Here is a 19,195-nt window from a genome sequence, read left to right on the forward strand (position 1 = left end):
CCGGTGACCCTCGCCCCATCCGACGCCTCTCTATGCGGAGGCCTCCAGCTTCGTGATCCCCATCGCCTTGAGAATGGCCTTTTCAAAGAATGGTTCGCTGACGCCCCGCTTCATCTTCATGAGGAAGTATTTTTCCAATCCAATCTTGGCAAGGTGAACCCATTTACCCTTCCTGGCCCAGGTCACGTTCCGCGGCGCCATCTGCGGGATCGCGACGAAGGCCATGCCCGTGTCGCCCATGTCGGCCAAGCAGATCGCGTTCCATGTCGCGGTCTCCCGCTTGGAATTGTTGTCGATGTCCGCCTTGATGTTGTGAACTGCAGCCGCCACCATCGATTCAATCATGTAGCCGGTCTTCGGAGCACCGGTCGGCACAGGTGTCTGTTCCACCGGAGGAATCGCCACACAGACACCCACGGCGTAAATGTTCTTGTATTTGGGATTGGTCTGATAGGCATCGATGTTGACAAAGCCTTTCGGATTGCAAAGACCGGCCGTGGACGCCACTGCTTCCACCCCGGCAAACGGCGGGATAATCATGGAATACCGGAACGGCACCTCTTGTCCGTCTTCCAACATGAACTTGCCCGGTTGCACTTCCTTGATCGACGCACCCGTCATGGGCTTGATCGCATGTTCCGAAAACTCATCCTCCATCAAGCGCCGCGATTTCCCCACTCCTGCCAGCCCCATGTGTCCGATGTAGGGCTCAGGCGTGACAAAGTACATGGGGACTTTCTTCCGTAGTTTGCGCTGCCTCAGATCCGCATCGAGAATGAATGCCATCTCATAGGCTGGGCCGAAACAGGAGGCCCCTTGCGCGGCGCCGATGACGATCGGGCCAGGATCCTTGAGAAAACTCTGATAGGCCCCCCATGCCTGCTCGGCATGGTCGACATTGCATACAGACTGGGAATAGCCGCTCGGCCCCAAGCCCGGCACTGCACCGAAATTCAGCCTCGGTCCAGTCGCGATGATGAGGTAGTCATAGGGGACTTCGCCCTTGGAAGTCATGACGCGGTTTTGCTCGGCTTCGATCCGGTCTGCCGCCACGTGGAGAAACTCAATGCCCTTCTTTTCCAGCACGGGCCCAAGAGCAAAGCTAATATCCTTCCGCTTCCGCCACCCAACTGCGACCCAGGGGTTGGAGGGAACGAAATGGAACGATTCGACGTTCGAGATGACCGTGATTTTGTGCTGCTCGCCCAGTAGCTCCCGGGCTTCGTAGGCGGCGGGTAATCCGCCGATCGAGGCCCCGACAATGACCACCCGCGCCATAGGACACCTCCCTGTCATGAACCGCTGGAGCCGCTGCCGGGGCTCCCTATAGATGGTAGAGGCCTGCGCGGGCGATTGGATTCGTCCCGCCCGTCGACATGTCACTGGCCGACCAAGGCAAGAATTGCAAAAAGATAGCCCTCCCACGATCCCTGCTAAAACCTTGGAATCTCAAGGAAACATCCGCATGACTCTCAGACAGTCCGCGCACATGAAACAGCAGAGCGAGGCAACTTGCGCCTACGGAACGCATCACATTGTTGCAATAGGCGACATGCCGTGCGGCCATGCCGATCTTTAGACCACTGTATCAGCGGAACCTATTCGAGATTTCCGGTAGTTGATTGAGACCCATGAAATACGTAATCTGTGCTTGTGTGATACACTTTGGACATCTTCCGGGGGATCAGCATTATATTGTCGGATTGACAGTCGCTCCCGGCCTCAATACAAGTATTCCATTCGCACGTCGTTTTGTTTTTTGGGGAGGCACCATGCGCTTCACGCAGATCTATAAGCAGACAGGGTTGTTCGTCGGCATCATTCTCGCGTTCATTGCGTTGGAATCATTGGTTGCCGCAAGCTTTCTGAGTCTCGTGCATTATAAGACAGCGAATGGGGGAGTCGCCCAAACCCAACAGATGTTGCTCGAAGTAGAATCCTTGATGGGGCAACTCTCCTCTGCGGAAACCCACCAACGGGGTTTCCTGGTCACCGGCTCTTCCACCTACCTGCAGCCCTATCAGCATTCCGTGGACAGCGTGGAGCGCCACCTAGAGCAGCTCTCCCGCCTGGCGGCTCACAACCCCGAGCATCGCAACCGAATCGCCTTCTTGGATCAGCAAATCGACCGACGGGTCGGCGAGATGACCGAGGCCCTCGAACGCAGAGAGCGGGATGGGTTCGGTGCCGCAAAGGCCGTCCTGGTGGCGAATGCCCAAGGCTTTACGATGGAGTCGATTCGGGAAGTGGCGAACCAGGTTCGGCTGGAGGAGTACGAGCGGCTCAAGCGAGGAAAAGCCGACTCCGAAATTTGGGCCGTGACGACCGGCGCCTTATCGGTATCATTCTTCCTGGTTACGTTGGTGATTTTTGCGCTGTTCTGGGTGATGCTCCGATTGACGCTCACCGTGCAGCAACAGGCACAGACCCTGGCCCAGCTATTCGCCGAACAACAGCCATCCCGCCCAAGCTGAATTAGCGCGGCGGTAGACGGGCAGACGCCGCGCTGCCGGGTTCAGGAACGCGCCAGCTGGACTGCCAGAAAAAGGACAGCCAGAGCGAGCAGCAGCGACAGACGCGGGACGAGCGCAGAATACCGCAGCCACATCCGATCCGACTTGCTGCGCTGGGCCTCCGGGACTGCCAACACTCGTCTGACCCCAGGTCCCACGACAAGATCGTGCAGGAAGGTCAGACTCAATAAGACGCTGACCAAGGAAATTTTCACCACAAAGATGGTCGGCCAGTGAGCGGGGTCGGTCAGCGGGATGGCCCTCCCCGCCGCAAGAAAGATTCCGGACCCCACCAACATCGCCATCGCTCCCCACACGACCGATCGAAACCGCAAGGCCACGGTTCTGAACAGGCTTGCGTGCTGGGCGAACTGACCGCCTTGCCGTAAGACCGGGACCAGCACGAGGGACAGAAACACCATCCCTCCGATCCAGACGACTGCGGCCAACAGATGTCCCCACACGAGAATCGTCATCGATCGATCCCTCTGCTAGTTCGGGTGACTGGTCGGTTCGAGAAAAGCTAGGCAGGATGACTACTCAGCTGCGCGGGACATCCGGCGCCACGACCAAATTGAGGCACCAGTCGACCTCCCCCAGCACCGCCAGCACCTGGGTTCGCGGGAGAAGCGCGAGGGACTTCTCGTGCTTTTCAATCAAGTCGCACTCGCGGCACAAGAACTGACACGCCGTGCTGGCTGAGCCAGGAGACGGAGGCGAGGGAATCCATCCTCCATCTCAGCCGGTACGTGCACGGCCAATGTCACGGCACCCTAAAAGCGCGTCCCACCATACAGGTAGTCGACGCCGACCGGCAACTGCTCAAGCCAACGGAAAAACTTGCTGACCTCATCTCCTCGAAAAATCGAGCCGTGCTGCGGCAGCAGGCCCTTGATCGGAAGTCCTTCGACCTTTCTCACGAAGCCCTGCACGGCCCGATTCGAACTCATATAGCGCTGATGGAATCCCTGCATAGCGGACACATGGCCCGCCCAATCGTCCACAACGAGCCGAAGCTTACCGTCCTTGAAGACCGCTGCGCCGATATCGCCGGAAAACATGAACCCGCTGACCGAATCGAACATCACCATATTGCCGGGAGAATGGAGGTAGGGCGCCGAGATGCAGCGTAATTGCCCACCTGTCTTGAACGGCAAGACCACCCCTTCGTCCGAGACCGGAAGGTAGGCCAGATTGTCTCCGGCCACCTGGGAGACGTTCCAATCCATGTAATGAGGAAGAAACCGAGTCCATTGGGACGGCAGCACGATCTTGATTTTATTGTTCGTGCGAATCCAGGCCGGGATCGAGGCACAGAGATCGGGGTCTTGATGGCTCACCAGAAGGTGCGTGATGGCCATCGCGTTCATGACCTGATTGATCTTATTGAGGACGGGGATGTAACGGTCGTGGCCGCCGGGCTCGATGAGAAAGCCTTCACCCCCGTCCACAATCAAGTACGTGTTACATTCGATTTCGTCTCCACCGCCTTGGATGCCGACCCAATAGACCTGATGTTGAGAATCGTCGTAGAGCTTGACCGGTAATGATGCGTTGATCCCAGCGTTCGTCACACTCGACAACAAATTCCCGGCCATAGGTCCTCCCTTGTTAAAGGTCGCTCAGTACATCGCTCAACATCGCGGTCTACGGGTCGGCACAATCTCCCTGGCTTAGAAGCTGATACCCACGTAGGGCCCGACTTGGAAGTAGCTATTATTGGTGTTGGTCATGTCGGCCGTCCAGTGATACCGCCCGTCCACGCCCAGCTTGACTGCCTTCCACACCTGCACCTCGAAGCCGGCTCCGAACTGCAAACCGATATCCAGGTACTGCGTACGGTTGGACGGCGGGCTGATCACGTGAAAGTCCAGACCGACGGGAATGATCCACGGACGGAACCAGCTGTCCTCCATGAACTTGATCTTCGGCGCGACGTCGATGGTCAGCATCGTCAACTGGACCTTCTGCGGATCCGTCCCCGTCGTACCGGTCAACGTATGCGTAGCGATACTACCGGCCACGTTGTTGACACGTGCGGAATTGATGCGGTTGAACTGCAACCCGATTTCTCCCAACACCCAGGTCTTGTCCATCCCGCCCCACACATTCTTCGACATCACCAGGTCAAGGCCGGCGCCCGCGTACCATCCCGCGTTCCCGCCGTTGACCCCTGTCAGACCTGCGGTGTCCGAAAAGATCTGCCCCGAGCGGTCGCTGTTCAGATTCATGAAACCGCCCTTGAAGAAGACCATATTCCCGGTGCCCTCGTCAGCCGAAGCCAGCGAGACACCAGAAACACCGAGCACCCCGACGATCGCAACCGTTGCACACAATACGCCACCGATCCCACGACTCAGCCAATTTCGCATCATGCCCCCCTCCTTGGGCTGTCGGCGACGGATGTTCCTCACCCGTCTCCCGACTCGTTGCATGATGCCCGCCGGCCCGAGACATCATTTTGTCAGAAAGCACACGAAGCATAATTGCTCCGTCAATTCCCCGCCGGCGCTGAGACGGCGGCGGCCTGCGCCCCCTTGTCCTGCACGTCCCGCGCACAACGGAAACCCATCCAATTGATCTTGGTATTCGGATCCGTTCCATTCCTCATCGCAGCGCGCATGGTCGTAGTGCTGTCCATCCAGCCGCCGCCACGAAAGGCCTTTTGTGTCCCACTATTAGGCCCCTTCGGATTTCGGTCCGGGGCGCTCTTGTAATAATCCTGGTCATACCAGTCGTTCACCCACTCCGAAACGTTACCCATCATCTGGTAAAGGCCGTAGGGGCTCACGGCATTGTCATACTTGTCCACGGAAATAAGGGGTGGATACAGCAGAAGCCGCTCCGGACGGTCACGCACAGGACCCGACAGACCGGTCCTACCGAAATTCGCGCGAGTCAACCCCGCAGACTGATTACCCCAGGGATTCAGGCGACCGTCTTCACCTCGAGCCGCCTTCTCCCATTCCGCCTCGGACGGCAAGCGCTTGCCTGCCCAGCGGCAGTAGGCATCAGCGTCGAACCAGGACACATGCATGATGGGATGGTTGGCCATCGTGTCCTGGAAATTGCCGCCGTCGTATCGCCAATCAAGCTGCGGGTTTCGCCCAGTCGACAAGATGAACTTCATATAGTGGAGGTTCGTCACCTCGTACTTATCAATCTCATAGGCATCCAAGTAGACCTTTCGCTGCGGCAGTTCGGAACGGTAGGCCACGCGGTCAACCTTCTTGTCGCTGCCCATAAGGAACTCGCCGGCGGGAATGAGAACCATCTCTTCCTTCGGCGTCCAGGTACGAACCCGCTCCTCGGCCAACTTGCGCCCTTCCGGGGTGAATTCAACGATGATATCTTGCGTGTCCAGCCCCCAGACCGCGTTGGCCAGGGAAAGGATCGCTGCTCCAGCCAGGAGCGCGTTTACTACCCATTCAATCCGTCTTGTCTGCCTCTGCGCCTGCGACTGCATTTTCGGCCTCCTTTGAAGTATCTCCACACGGTGAATCATCACGGGCGATCAGGGGATCGCCTCCGGCCTGCGTGACGCTTCCCGTTTCACGCTCAAGGTTTCCTGCGCATTCTGCGCGCATCGAAATCCGGTCAGGTAACTCCGTCTTCCCGGTTCGCCGCCGTTACGGCCAGCTGACCGAGCCACTTCCGGATCCTCATTCCATGAACCGCCTCGAAACACCCGCAACTCTCCCGTCTCAGGCCCTTTCGGATTACGATCCACGCCCTTGCGGTAGTACTCCGGATCAAACCAATCCGCGACCCACTCACTCACATTGCCGGCTAGCTGGTAGACCCCATACGGGCTGACACCTTTGTCGTAGCGATTGATGTTGGCAAGCGGCGGATACTTGGCGCCGCGCTTCGATCCCGGGTGAGCGATGTTGCTCTTGATCCAACCGGCTGGTTCGTCGCCCCAGGGAAACATTCGACCATCCTCGCCTCGCGCGGCCTTCTCCCATTCCGCCTCGGTCGGCAACCGTTTGCCCGTCCAACGGCAGTAGGCATGCGCGTCTTCCCAACTGACATTGATGACCGGGTGCAGTGCCATCTTGTCCGCGAAGGGTTTGGCTCGCCAGAACTGCGGCCAGTCGGCTCCGGTGGCGAGCACATAACGCAGGTACTCCACATTCGACACTTCGAACCGATCGATCGTGAACGCATCGAGATAGACGCGATGCTGCGGGAACTCCTGCGGACCGGCTGCCCGATCTTTGCGAGGATCGCTTCCCATCAAAAAATCTCCGGCAGGGACCAGCACCATCCCCCCCGGTGCCTCCAGCGTCGCCATTTGCTCGACCTCATCGACGGGCGTCCATAGCGGCGGCTGTTTCGCCGATTCATGGTTGGCACGCGCGGTCGGCGCGAAGGTGCCCGCGAGCGCACAACCGACAATGACACATGAAAACACGAACCACCTGCACTTAGTCATCTTGCCTTGCCAGAATCTAGTTCCCTTTATGCCCTTGTTTTTCCAGCAACGGATCGATTTCCTTCTTCGCTTCCTCGGTCACGTTATAGCGGGTGTAGGCGTGTTCCAAGACCTCGTTGGCGTACAGCCGTCCGGTGGGCGCCGGAATCGCCAGAGTGGCGTCGACGGTCCCGTTCGGACCAATAGTGACGGTTTGTTCCGTCGAGGTCCGGATATAGGGATGCCAGACCACCAGCTTGTACGTACCAGGAGGGATATCGCCGATCGTAAACCGGCCCTGGTCGTCCGTCTTGGCAAAATAGGGGTTCATGACGGCCACACCCCAGCTCTCCATATACGCATGGAAGCCGCATTGCATGACAAAAACTCTCCGCCCCTTGCTGAGATTGACCAACTGCTTCATCGGCGGCCCAGCCATGTGCTTGTGATACATCCCGGCTTCGCTCCGATCTTTGAAGTTGCGTGGATGCTGCGGATTCATCGGCAGCGGGACATTGAACAAGACGCGCGCGCCCAAGTTCGACGTCTCATAGGCCTGGATATCGTGCATGACGGGATCCATGTTCACCACCGTCACGGATTGATCGTCGCGCACTACAGTCGTGAAGGGAAGGAAGAGGCAATCCTTCGCTTCGATCTGCGGCACGCCCCCTTCCTCGAATGGTTTCCCTTTCTCTACTCCTTCGAGATACACCACCACCTCGCGGAATTCGCCGCCTGATCCGACGTTAAAAGGCTGCAGAATGCGCCATCCCTCCCCATCGGAGATGCGGCCGCAATAGAACGGGTCCGGCAGGGTCGTCAGGTTGTACCCTTTTGGCTTGGGGACGGCCCCGACAAGCTTGACGGTCCCGTGCAAAGTCCCTCCATCGATCACTTTAGTCTCTTCATAGGCACCGACTGGGGGCGCCACGATGCTTACCAATGCAAAATGGAAAACTGCCAATACATATAACGGGATTGCGCACTTTTTCATTTTGCACTTGCTCTCGATGATTCCGTTTGATGCTTTCACTTTCGGCCTCCTCGGTGATTGGTCCAACCGCTTTCGCTCCCTAATGGGCCATGATACATGGACTCAATCATCGATTCCTATCAAAGTCAAAAAACACGATGGGGGAGCCGCATGGTTCTGGCAGCTCCCCCACCGGTAGTTACACCCTATCCCACCCGCTTACTTCATGGCGGTTGGAATGGCCTGCGGCTGAGGCGCCACTTCCGCTTGGCGCGCCCCGGTTCCGCCGGCGCTCAGAGACTGAATCCGGGAGTCGCCAGCCGGCAACACACGGAGGTAGCCCCACTGTCCGGACTGCGTGTAGGGCAGCCGCTGGTTGGACCACACGAAGTCTCCGACCTGGCGATACGGACCGCCCGCACCGCCGCGGAGGAAGACATCGAGGGTTTCAGACCCGGCATACTCCACCACGCTGATCATGTCGGCACCCGGCATGTACGGCTCGATCGGCCACTCGTGGCCCTCGATGCCGAACATTCCGTTCTGTTCGCTGTTCGCGCCGACCACGTGGATGCGGACCGGGTCACCCGCGTGCGCCTCGATCAACGGCGTCACGGGATCCTCGGGCTTATCCACCTTGCACGGCTGGAAGATCTTGCCCAGCGAGCAGCCTTCTTCCTCACGGAACTTGTACGGTTCCGCGCGGTAGTTGACCGACGTCAATCCGGCTACGTTCTGCACGTACGGCATGAACGCGGTTCCGATGATGTTGTCCTCGTCCTGGAAGAACAAGGCCACGTCACGGTAGTTCCGCTTGCCGACGTTCTCCGGCAGGCTGGCGTCGACGATGACATCCGCACGCCAGGTATTCTTCAACGATACATCCGCACCGGTCACCGGGTCGCGGTACTGCGAACCCTTCGGACCGATCACGATCGCGCCGTACAACCCGTTGCGCGGGTTGACCACGATATTACCGCCGTCCCACACCAGGGAGGTCGTCTCCTTGTTGGCGGGATGCGCATAATAGGTGTAGTTCCGGCTTTCGCCCGGACCCACGGTCTGATCGCCGCCGTTGTTGCCGACGTTCAGGCCCTGGCTGTCTCGCGGATCGAAGGCAAGGCCCGGGACGAAGAACGACGCCCGGCTGGCCTTCATCTTGTTCTTCAGAGTCACCTTGATGCAGTCGCCCAAGTTCGCACGCAGCGTGAGCGGATTCGGCATCACGTTGCCCGCGACCGTGGCGGCCTCTTCCTCGAGCGCGAAGATCTTGCCTTCCGGCATGGTCATTTCAATCTTACGCTCGAAGTCCACTTCGATGGCATCCGGCGCCTTCGGATTGAGCTTCATCGGGCGATCCAACGCCACCACGTTGAAGTTCTTCACCGGGGCGTCCGACGGACACACCGAGCTCGGCGTGGCAGGGATCCCGAGCGGGTTGGTACCCTTCGGGAGCGGCATCAGATCCGCAACCTGCTTGTCGAGCACGCGGACGATACCCCATCCACCTTCGGCGAAGTGCGAGCTCCGGCCGTTGAAGTGGATGTAGTCGCCCGGCATACCCTGGAATCCACCCGCCTTGGTGACGAGGTCATACCGCTCGGCGATACCGACGTGAATCGAGTACTTCCGGTTGGCATCCGCCGCATACCGCTCCGTGAGGAAGGTATGGCCGGCGATCGTCCAGACGTGAGATTCGTTCATCAGCTGGTGCAGCAGACGGAACACCATCGTGTCACCCGTGTAGGCCCGCAAGAGGGGCGTGTCCGGGTCACCGTGGATCGCGCTGCTGAACAGCTTCGATGTGTCAGGATTGTTTGAGAGGCGCTGCGCAAACGGTTCCGCGCGGAAATTGAAACCGCTGCCGGTCGTGTGCGTACCACCGTTGATGTACTTGTTCGGCGCGTTCAAGATCTTATCGGGCATCTGGAACGACACCGTCTTACCTGCTTCCAACGCCACTTCGATCGGCTGTCCAGGAGGATTGCCGGCTTCAATGACGTTGACCGTGTGGGGCACCGTGTCGTGGATGGAGACCATCAACTCACGGAAGCTGCCGCTCACACCGGCACCGATCGGCTCATTCGTATGGATGTCCGCAACCGGTCCGCTCCAAACGAGCTTGCCATTCTTCGGATCGTGATAGGTGGACCCGAACGGCTCCACGATCGTCACGCCGAACCCGCCATGCGGCCAGGTCGTCGCGCCGAACGCGTGGTCATGCCAGAACACGGTCCCCAAATCCACGTCCACCCACCACCGATACCGGACGAACTCCGGCGACACGAGGTCGTTGGCCGGGTGGTTGTTCTTCAACGGCTTGAAGAAGGTCACCTGGTCGCCCTTGATTTCCTTGATGCGGGCGACTTCGGAGCAACTCTTGTCCCGCGCCAAGGAGGCCGTCGGGTCGTTGCCCTTTTCCAAGCAATCCATGCCCACCATGAGTTCGGTGTTGGGATGGAACTTTGATGCACCGGGAGCCATCTCGATCTTGATCGAGGTCGCTCCGGCTTTCGCTCCACCGACGACCTTGGCGACCATCGGAGCAGGCAAGCCGTGCTTGGTCTTCTTGCCCCACATAGTGAAGGGGCGAACGGACATCTCATACTCCATGCCCGAGATCACTCCGTCCGAGTTCCCTGTATCGAACTGGAAGAAGTGCGGGTGGATGTTGATCTTCGACGACTGGAAGTTCGTGTAGTCGTCGTCGTCCCACTCGCTGGTCAAAAGTATGTCGACGCAGTCATACACGTTGGCGCGAATGACAGCCGGCAACTTGAGATCGTCGTTGGCACGCGTGAGGTTTTCTTCCTCATGCAGCAAGTAGATCAGACCGTCCTTGTCCGTGATGGCCGGCTCTTTCCCTTGCTTCTTGGCCAGGGTGATCGGCATGCGGACAAAGTGAATGTTGTAATGCTTCCGATTGGCGTTGTCAGGGCACAGGCTCCAACGACCCTGTTCGCCCGGCATCGCCGGCTCGGAGGTCCGCTCACCGTTGGCATCCTGGTGAATCGGCTCCAACCATGGCGCACCGCTGTGGTTCGCAGAGAACGGCACGCGCTTGCCGAAGTGCGGCTTGAACAACGGCCAGGCCATTTTTCCCGTCGTCGGATCGAACAGGATCGCCGGTCTGGTGCTGTCATCCCACTTGGCCGCCCATGGATACTTCGGATTCTGGGCCGTGCTCTCCCGCTCACCGCGGGCGATGTTGCCGTCCCACTTCCAGTCCCACACCGTCGAGTCATAGGCCATGATCTGGCCCTTCTCATCGTTGGTGTGGCCCGGTTGACCCTGAGCCGGCACGAACATTTCCACCCAATCCTTGATGTTCACGATCACAGGATCGGACTTCCAGTTCGTCTTCTGGCTCTTGTCGACGATCTTGAAGGTCTTGCCGAACCAGTCGACCGTGGTGCCGATCAACTTATCCGACGAGACACCCTGCTTCATGCGGCCCTTGCGATCCGGCAATTCCTGCAAGTCCGGCATCGTGTCGGTGTGCGCATTGCCGACCTGCAACGTATTGTAGAACCGGCCGTACCCCCACATGCCCGCCACATAGTGGTGCGCCACGTGGCAGTGATAGAGGAATTCGCCGGCCAGGTGCTGACAGCCACCGCCGCCGCATTCCGGCTCCAGGTCCAAGGCTTCCGACGGACCGATGACTTCCACGTCGACCCGATCCGACTTCGTCCGGACCACCGGATACTTCACCGGACCGTCCTGACCCATCGCCCACATGTTGTTGGGCTCGGTCACCGGGCTGCGCTGCCAACGGATGGTCCCGCTGTGCGGATGGTGGGAGTGGAATACTTCCGACCCGCCATGGACCACCCGCCACTTCACCGGCTCCCCGAGGTAACCGCGGGCAATCGTGGTGGGCGGGTCACCGAAGGTGTAGGCGCTGTAGGCCAGCGATTCATCTTCGAAACCGAAATACTCATGCTGCAAATGCATCTGATCGATGCCGAACGGCTCGCTGCGATAGTTCAACGCGCGGCCGCCCGGACGATAGGCGTCCGTCAGCGGATCGCGCTGCGGCAAGAAGTCACCCTTCTTGTTCAGCGGACGGAAGGCTTCGTCGCCGATTTCGTGATAGAACAACACGAACTCGCGGAAGTCCGGTCCCGACCCGTTATCGATGTTGACCTGCCAACCGCTCTTCACTTCCTTGTCAGGCCCGCTGCCTATGGAGTCGAAGTACTTCGAGCCCTTCGGCTCGACGATGAAGGCCCCGAAGAGACCCAAGACCGTCAACTCGCGGTCATGGCTCCAGGAGTGGAACTGACGCACACCTTCCTGCATGTTCGGATGGATGTACCATTCGAACTCCTGGCTCTTGCCCGGGGACACGATGGCATCCGGGTTCGTGGTCGTCGCCGGCTTGCCGGTCGAGCTCACGATCATGCTGGAGGCCTGGATGAACAAGCTGCCATCCTCGCCTTCCATCTGGTTGCGCAGCGTCATCTTGACGCAGTCACCCTGGTTGGCGCGCAAGACCAGCGGCTGAATCACGTCGCCCTGCAACCCGGTTGTCACGGCTCCCGGATCAAAGCCATCTTTCTCTCTGGACGCTTTGTTTTTCGCTTCCTCGGCGCGGGCCTGGTCGACATCCTCGGTATGGACATACATGTACCCGGGATAATAGTCCAACCAGCGGTTCAACGTGACCTCGATGTTGATCATCGAGACGTCGTACTTCTTCACCGGCGCATTGGCAGGACATTTCCCGCCGGACGTCAACACCGGTTCGCCCTTACTCGAGTCCGACATGAGCAGGAAGCTGCTGCCGTCCTGCCCCATGTACTGGTGCATCATCGACATGTCGTTGAACGCACCCGACGTCGGTTGAGCCTGCCCATCCTTGTAGGCCTGCTCCTGGAGCTTCTCCATCAAACGATGGTGCTGCAGCTCCATCTTCTCCGAGCGATCAGGACGCCCTTCGATCGTGTCCTCCACGACTGTCTGACCCTTCAGGGCCTGAGTCCAACCCGGCATCGAGACGGGCTTCGCATGTCCATCATGCGACTGATCTCCCGGCCCGGCCGCAAATAACCACGGCGTCGCGAGCAAGCTGCTCGTCAGAAACGCCGCTTGCAAGCCCAGCGTCGTACGACGCCGGCGCCTGCGCTGGGATGAGTACCATGAAGACCTCATATGTCGGCCTCCCTCCTTGTATTTCCCGCACCCTTACCGCGGGAGTGGTTAAGAAACTTGGTCGTGTGACCGGCCTCCGTCAGGAAGGATCCCGGCTGCTCCGGCCTCTCTTGACTTTCCCCCACGAAATACAACTCAAGGAAAGTAAGAGCTGGTGAAGGATTCCCTCTTGCGAGAGAGCAGGTCATTCGGAGGCCGGTCCTAATCACCCGCACCTTCACCAGCGGTCTCTTCCTACCGCAACAGCTGTGCCCGAATGTAGCATAAAATATAAATAGAAATTTTTTGTCGTAGTTTCCAACACTTGAATGTGCAGATGAATCACGAGTTGGGAAAACCCTACGCCGCACAAATCCACAGCACTAGACACTCTTAGAGATATCGTATTAGGCACAACGAAATATCAACGAGTTACACCGTCTAAACACTTAGACAGTGTAACGCATAATTTGGGGATGTATGCTACATGGCACAGGGCATTACCGCACAAGGAATGTCGGATAAATACTTACAGGAGGACGACTGCGAGAAAGGACAAAGCTACTGAATATCGTATTCGCGGAGCTTGTTATAGAGACTGGCGCGACTGATTTTGAGCAAGCGCGCTGCCTTCATGCGATTGCCAGCGGCTTGCTGCAATGCTTGCAAAATTCTCGTTCGCTCAACCTGCCGGACTGCCCCACGGGAAGCTGCGCGAAGGTCCACACCCTCGGTCGTACTCTTGCCCAAAAGATCCCTGCAGGGCAGATCCGTCCCTGTAGTCGTGACGACGGCACGTTCGATGTAGTGCTGCAACTCCCGCACATTGCCGGGCCAGGCAGCGCTCGTCAAGGCGCGCATGGCGTCATCACCCACGTCCCGAGCCGGCTGGCGATGCCGCGCACAAGAATCCGCCACAAATCGCCTCACAAGCAATGGGATATCACTGCGCCGGTCGCGCAACGGCGGCAAATGAAGCGGCAGCACCGCAAGGCGATAGTAGAGGTCCTGCCGAAAGGCCTTCATCTTGACTAGCTCGGCCAGATCCTTGTTGCTGGCCGAAATAACGCGCACGTCGATCTTGATGGATTGCGTGCCACCGACCCGCTTGATCTCGCCTTCCTGGAGCACACGAAGCAATTTGGCCTGGAACGTCGGAGTCGTGTCCGCGATCTCATCCAGGAACACCGTGCCGCCGTCGGCTTCCTCGAACAGCCCTCGCTTGGCACTGCTGGCTCCTGTAAATGCGCCTTTGACGTGGCCGAACAATTCGCTTTCCAGCAGTGTCTCGGGAAGGGAGCCGCAATCCACGACCACGAAGGGTTTATCCCGCCGGTAGCTTGTCTTATGGATGGTTCTGGCGACGAGCTCCTTACCGGTTCCGCTTTCACCCTGAATCAGAACAGTGGCCGAGCTGTCTGACACTAACGTGATCATATCGAACAACTGCCGCATGCCCGGGCTGCTACCGATCAACTCCCCAAGGCCCTCAGAACGTCGCTCGGGGCGCCTGGTTCCCTCCATCGGCTCAGGAATGGGCAAGGAAGTAACGGTACCACTCGGCGGCTGCCGAAATAAAACCAGCACCATCCCGACTTCGCCGTTGCTCGACGTCAAAGGTAACGCCTGGTACATGCCGCAAGGGGTAGCTGCCGCAGCAACCGATTTCGCTGCCTCCTGGGAGTCAAACACCGAGGTCGCCGGGCAGGCACTGCAGTGGTCTTGGAGTTGGACGAAGGCTTCGTAACACTTGGCAGGGCGTTCGCCTGATTCGCCGGGATTGGTCCGACCCCAGGCCGCTTCATTAGCATAGATCACGTTGAACTCGCGATCCATCACGGCGACCTGATCCTTCATACCTCCGGCGAGTTGCATGAGGGCATCGACACGGGCAGCCAAAATCGGATCACTAAACGCACTTTTGCCGCTATGCTCCGGCCGGGCATCGGTCATCGAGTCTCATTCCTTGTGGTTCGAGGAGTTCGCTCCGATTCAGAGGGCCCTATTGTGCCCCGAATCGACCCCACAACTCAACCCGCCCGATCAGGGGGCGACTCCCGGTCTCCTCGCTTCCGGACTTCCGCTCAAATCCCCCCTTTGCTCCCCGGTTCCATTCGGCTGCCGATCAAGCAGCTGCCGCACCAGCAATTTGAGTTCCGCCAGCCTCACCGGCTTGTCCACATAGGCACTCGCCCCGCTCCTCAGTGCCTCGGCTTTGGTGTGGGGCTCGCCGAAAGCCGTCATGACGATTATCGGGCAATCCGGGGCAAAAGTCCGTAGCCGGTGGATATAGTCAAATCCCCCCGCCGGCATCTTGAGGTCGGTCACGATGAGGTCAGGCACCGTCGTCAATATCGATTCGAGCCCTTCGTGACCATTTGCCGCTTCCCGTAACTGGTAACCGTCCCCCCACAGTTCGTCGCAGAGCAAACTGCGCATAGCTTCGTCATCTTCCACAATCAGCACCACAGCCGTTCGCCTCCCTTCCACAATGAGCTCCCTTTGCTGACGGCCTCTGGGGAAAGTGCGTTCGCAAGGGATATGCCATTGATAGATCTCATGGTGCCCAAATAAATCCATGATTTTTCAGGAATACTGAGGGCGAGGCTGGCTGTAGGATTTTCCCTAGCTGGCGACAAAGACCCCAATGGAGACGCCGCGCTGTTGCGGGCCGCCACAGTGAGTCGGAAGGGCTGATGGCTTATCGCATACGGCAGATGCCAAGAGCTACCGGCAGAATAGGAAACGGCTTATAGAGGGCATAAGCGGCAAACTTTCAAGATCGATCGGTACCTAGGCTTCGATCATTCGTTCGCGCTGCAAGCCATCGGCTGTCGGGTTTGCCAGAGGCTATAGGCCCTTATGTATCGGCAGGCTGATCGTGAACGTCGTGCCCCGGTTCGGCTCGCTCTCGACCACAATGGTACCTTGATGCTCCTCGATAATCCCCTTCACCACTGTAAGCCCCAAGCCGGTCCCCTTCCCGAATTCCTTGGTGGTAAAGAATGGGTCGAAGATCTTCGCAATGACGTCCTTCGGAATGCCGTGACCGGTATCGGATACCGTCAGCAACACTCGACCGCTCGCGGGCGTAAGCCCGATGCGCAGGGTGCCTCCGTCCGGCATTGCATGGATGGCATTCATCACTAGATTAATCAACACCTGGCTCATCTGGTCGGGATCGGCATGCACGGGCGGGCAGGAATCCGGAAACGAGACCTCAAGCCGTACTTGCGCCCGGGCCAAACGTTCTTCAAAGATTTCGAGGTTGTCTTCGATGGTTCCCTTCAGGTCGAGAGATCGGCGCTCCGGCGTGCGGCGCCTGGCAAACGACAATAACTGGTTCATCACTCTGGTAATCCGCTCGACCTGCCCCACGATCGTCTGCAATCCGCGCTTGATCGGTTCTTCCTTGACCCGCTGCATCAAGTACTCGGCTCGGCCGAGAATTACATTCATTGGCGTCCCAATCTCATGGGCCATACCTGAGGCTAACGTGCCCAATTCGGCGATGCGCTCGGTCCGTCGAAGTTGCTCTTCGAGGTTCCGTTGATCGGTTACGTCGACACAAGCCCCGATCGCGTGCAGCGGCCGGTCCTCGGCATCGACCGCCACTTGGCCGCGATTGCGGAACCATCGGATCTCGCCGTCCCCTCGAATGATGCGATGGGTCACGTCGTAGATGCGCGTCACCTCGATCGCCTCGGCCCAGGCCTGCGCGCAGGCCGCCCGATCCTCGGGATGGATTCGCCCTATGAAATCCTCCAACGGCTGAGAACTTTCCACTGGCAGCAGCCCCAACATTCTATTCAGGCCCGAGTCGCGGGTATCCATTTTGGTCTTCAGATCGACCATCCACGTGCCGACATTGGCCGCAGCGATGGCGGATTGCAGGCGGGCCGCACTGGTTCGCAAGGCTTCCTCAGTCTTCTTCCGCTCCGTGATATCGCGCACGATCGCCGCCACTCCCGCCGGCCTTCCATCCTCGCCCTTGACGGCAAACACCGTCAAACTCACCGGAATGCGCGAGCCGTCCCTCTGGACATACACTTTTTCGTATTCCCTCGGCTCTCCGGTCTTCAGAACGCCCGCGATCACTTCCGCCTGAATCTCCCGATACTCCGGCGGAGTCAGATCGCGGTACGTGCGGGTCAAGAGTTCCTGCTTTGAATAGCCGGTCAGGCGGGCAAAGGCATCGTTTGCCAGCACGAAGGTGCCGTCGAGAGAGGCATACCCGATCGCATCTTTCGACGCCTCAAAGATATCTTCGAATCGCTCCTCCGCTCCCCTCAGTGCCTGCTCGGCCGTTCGTTTTTCCGTCACGTCCGCAGCAACCCCATCGATTCGGAGCGCCTGCCCCTGCTCGTCTCGAATGATTCGGCCGCGGTCCCTGATCCATCGGATGCCGCCATCCGGCCGAACGATGCGATATTGCACGTCAAAAGCACGGCCTTCTGCCGTGTCCCGTATCGCTGCCTCCGCGATCAACCGATCGGCAGGATGAATCATGTCGATCCACAGGGATGGATGGACGATAAAGTCGGCCGAGGCGACGCCGTATATCTTCATCACGGCAGGGCTCACGTACAGCACTTCCGAGAAATCCAGCGAGCTCGACCAGACGACTTCCTCCATTGAGTTGAGGATATTCTGGAGTCGCTCCTCGCTTAGGGAGAGCGCCGATTCGACGTCCTTCCGCGTCGTGATATCCCGCGTGACTCCGAGCACGCCGGTGATCGCCCCCCGTACATCACGCAGCGGCACCAGGTGAGTTTCAAGCCAGCGGCGGGCCCCTTTCAACCCGACCATTTGAAACTCAAGCACGCCGGTCTCTCCGCGAGCCGCTCGCCCGGTCAACTCGGCGAAGGCAGACCGAAACGCCGGCGTGACCAACTGGCAGACGTCCTTTCCCACGATTTCCTCGGTGGTCCCCGCCTCTACCATGGCCAACCCGGCCAGATTCATCGACCGCACCGTCCCGTCGAGATTCAAGACCTTCACGCACTCCGGCTCCGTCTCGATGATCGTCCGCAGAAGCGATTCACGCTCTTCCAAGTCCCGTTGAAGCCGCTTCCGCTCCGTGATGTCGACGATGGCCGCCAACACCCGCAGACCGTCCTTCGTCCGAATCGGATTCAACCCGATCTCGATCGGAAACACCGTGCCGTCACGGCAAAGTCCATTCAGTTCGCGTCCGCCCCCCATCTGTCTGGCTTGAGGCTCGGCCATGAATCGCGCTCGAAGCGCCCCATGACTGTCCTTGGCGACGTCGGGCACGAGGATTTCCACCGAGCGGCCGATCAGTTCATCACGGGTATAGCCGAACAATCTTTCGACCTGCGCGTTGACGAGTTGGATCGTCCCTTCTTCGTCGATCAACACCATGCCGCTTGGCGCCGCTTCGACCGCGACCCGAAACTGCTCGGTCAGGCGGTTGCGCTCGGTAACGTCGCGGGTGACCTTCGCAAACCCGGTCAGATGTCCCTGCGCATCGCGTAGCGCCGTGAGCGCAACGTCGGCAAAGAACTGCGTCCCATCCTTCCGAACCCGCCATCCCTCATCGACCACATGCCCGTCTTCCTTCGCCCGTTGAAGCAACAGGTCCGGATGCCCGACCGCTCGGTCCTCGGCACGATAAAACCTGGAAAAGTGGCGGCCGATGATTTCCTCCGCCTCATACCCCTTAAGCCGCTTGGCACCTTCATTCCAGGTGACGACCACCCCCTCGGGATTCAACAAGAAAATCGCGTAGTCGCGCACTCGATCAACCAGTTGCCGGTAGACCTCGTCGCGAGCTTCCGGCCGCGGCTCGACTTGCTGCCGCGATCGGTCGTGTCCTCTCAGCAACCACACGAGCCCCCATATCACGAGGATGCCAAGCCCGCGGTTCCACAGCGTCAAGCGGAATGCAGGTTCGCCGGCGGACAGGTAGCCTCCCAGGGCGATCAAGACCGTCAGGCCGGCCGCAAACTCATAGGGTGAACGGCGTGGAACCGAGCGCAGGGCAACAACGAGCGGGAGAAGATACAGCAGCCAGGCCGCCCAGCCAGGCGGTGCAGACACGTCGATGATGAAGATGGAGCAGGTCAGCAGAAGGAGAGCGCTGACCGAGAAGGCGATCGGGGTATTGGAGCGCAACGTCACGGGCTGGTT

12 protein-coding genes are annotated in these 19,195 nt (G+C 59.1%); 1 reads left to right on the top strand and 11 read right to left on the bottom strand.

Translation table 11 applies throughout. The features are described 5' to 3' along the window. Nucleotides 1-30: 30 nt before the first annotated feature. The gene (locus KF814_07840) at nucleotides 31-1,278 is read right to left on the bottom strand and encodes an NAD(P)/FAD-dependent oxidoreductase (protein ID MBX3236049.1); all 1,248 of its coding nucleotides are present in this window, start codon (nucleotides 1,276-1,278) and stop codon (nucleotides 31-33) included. A gap of 494 nt (nucleotides 1,279-1,772) precedes the next feature. Between KF814_07840 and KF814_07845 the strand changes: the two genes are divergently transcribed. Further along, nucleotides 1,773-2,474 (top strand): CHASE3 domain-containing protein, encoded by a 702-nt coding sequence (locus KF814_07845; GenBank protein MBX3236050.1) that lies wholly within the window; start codon nucleotides 1,773-1,775, stop codon nucleotides 2,472-2,474. Between the two features lie 41 nt (nucleotides 2,475-2,515). On the opposite strand, the gene KF814_07850 is transcribed toward KF814_07845, so the two are convergent. The 10 genes from KF814_07850 to KF814_07895 form a co-directional block, all read right to left on the bottom strand. Beyond that, nucleotides 2,516-2,989, bottom strand: coding sequence for a hypothetical protein (locus KF814_07850; protein ID MBX3236051.1), 474 nt, complete (start codon nucleotides 2,987-2,989; stop codon nucleotides 2,516-2,518). A 297-nt stretch (nucleotides 2,990-3,286) separates the two neighbouring features. Then, nucleotides 3,287-4,111 (bottom strand): MBL fold metallo-hydrolase, encoded by an 825-nt coding sequence (locus tag KF814_07855; protein MBX3236052.1) that lies wholly within the window; start codon nucleotides 4,109-4,111, stop codon nucleotides 3,287-3,289. Between the two features lie 75 nt (nucleotides 4,112-4,186). Next, nucleotides 4,187-4,888, bottom strand: coding sequence for a hypothetical protein (locus KF814_07860; GenBank protein ID MBX3236053.1), 702 nt, complete (start codon nucleotides 4,886-4,888; stop codon nucleotides 4,187-4,189). 119 nt (nucleotides 4,889-5,007) lie between these two features. Further along, entirely contained in the window at nucleotides 5,008-5,979 is a 972-nt protein-coding gene (locus tag KF814_07865; protein MBX3236054.1) for a formylglycine-generating enzyme family protein, read from the bottom strand. Nucleotides 5,980-6,027: 48 nt separating this feature from the next. Then, nucleotides 6,028-6,951 (bottom strand): formylglycine-generating enzyme family protein, encoded by a 924-nt coding sequence (locus tag KF814_07870; protein MBX3236055.1) that lies wholly within the window; start codon nucleotides 6,949-6,951, stop codon nucleotides 6,028-6,030. Nucleotides 6,952-6,967: 16 nt separating this feature from the next. Beyond that, nucleotides 6,968-7,927 carry a carboxypeptidase regulatory-like domain-containing protein gene (locus KF814_07875; GenBank protein ID MBX3236056.1) on the bottom strand — a complete coding sequence of 320 codons (960 nt, stop codon included), beginning with the start codon at nucleotides 7,925-7,927 and terminating at the stop codon, nucleotides 6,968-6,970. 198 nt (nucleotides 7,928-8,125) lie between these two features. After that, nucleotides 8,126-13,063, bottom strand: coding sequence for a hypothetical protein (locus KF814_07880; GenBank protein MBX3236057.1), 4,938 nt, complete (start codon nucleotides 13,061-13,063; stop codon nucleotides 8,126-8,128). A gap of 540 nt (nucleotides 13,064-13,603) precedes the next feature. Then, entirely contained in the window at nucleotides 13,604-14,995 is a 1,392-nt protein-coding gene (locus KF814_07885) for a sigma-54-dependent Fis family transcriptional regulator (GenBank protein MBX3236058.1), read from the bottom strand. A 90-nt stretch (nucleotides 14,996-15,085) separates the two neighbouring features. Beyond that, a complete protein-coding gene (locus KF814_07890; protein MBX3236059.1) occupies nucleotides 15,086-15,511 on the bottom strand; it encodes a response regulator in 426 nt (141 codons plus the stop codon). 381 nt (nucleotides 15,512-15,892) lie between these two features. After that, the gene (locus tag KF814_07895) at nucleotides 15,893-19,186 is read right to left on the bottom strand and encodes a PAS domain S-box protein (protein MBX3236060.1); all 3,294 of its coding nucleotides are present in this window, start codon (nucleotides 19,184-19,186) and stop codon (nucleotides 15,893-15,895) included. Nucleotides 19,187-19,195: the final 9 nt, after the last annotated feature.

This window comes from Nitrospiraceae bacterium (genome assembly GCA_019637075.1).
GTDB lineage: Bacteria > Nitrospirota > Nitrospiria > Nitrospirales > Nitrospiraceae > JAHBWI01.

Coding starts and splice junctions, on each gene's coding strand:
- KF814_07845 (MBX3236050.1), top strand. CDS start 1,773: ATGCGCTTCACGCAGATCTATAAGCAGACAGGGTTGTTCGTCGGCATC.
- KF814_07880 (MBX3236057.1), bottom strand. CDS start 13,063: ATGAGGTCTTCATGGTACTCATCCCAGCGCAGGCGCCGGCGTCGTACG.
- KF814_07855 (MBX3236052.1), bottom strand. CDS start 4,111: ATGGCCGGGAATTTGTTGTCGAGTGTGACGAACGCTGGGATCAACGCA.
- KF814_07840 (MBX3236049.1), bottom strand. CDS start 1,278: ATGGCGCGGGTGGTCATTGTCGGGGCCTCGATCGGCGGATTACCCGCC.
- KF814_07885 (MBX3236058.1), bottom strand. CDS start 14,995: ATGACCGATGCCCGGCCGGAGCATAGCGGCAAAAGTGCGTTTAGTGAT.
- KF814_07870 (MBX3236055.1), bottom strand. CDS start 6,951: ATGACTAAGTGCAGGTGGTTCGTGTTTTCATGTGTCATTGTCGGTTGT.
- KF814_07875 (MBX3236056.1), bottom strand. CDS start 7,927: ATGAAAAAGTGCGCAATCCCGTTATATGTATTGGCAGTTTTCCATTTT.
- KF814_07860 (MBX3236053.1), bottom strand. CDS start 4,888: ATGATGCGAAATTGGCTGAGTCGTGGGATCGGTGGCGTATTGTGTGCA.
- KF814_07850 (MBX3236051.1), bottom strand. CDS start 2,989: ATGACGATTCTCGTGTGGGGACATCTGTTGGCCGCAGTCGTCTGGATC.
- KF814_07865 (MBX3236054.1), bottom strand. CDS start 5,979: ATGCAGTCGCAGGCGCAGAGGCAGACAAGACGGATTGAATGGGTAGTA.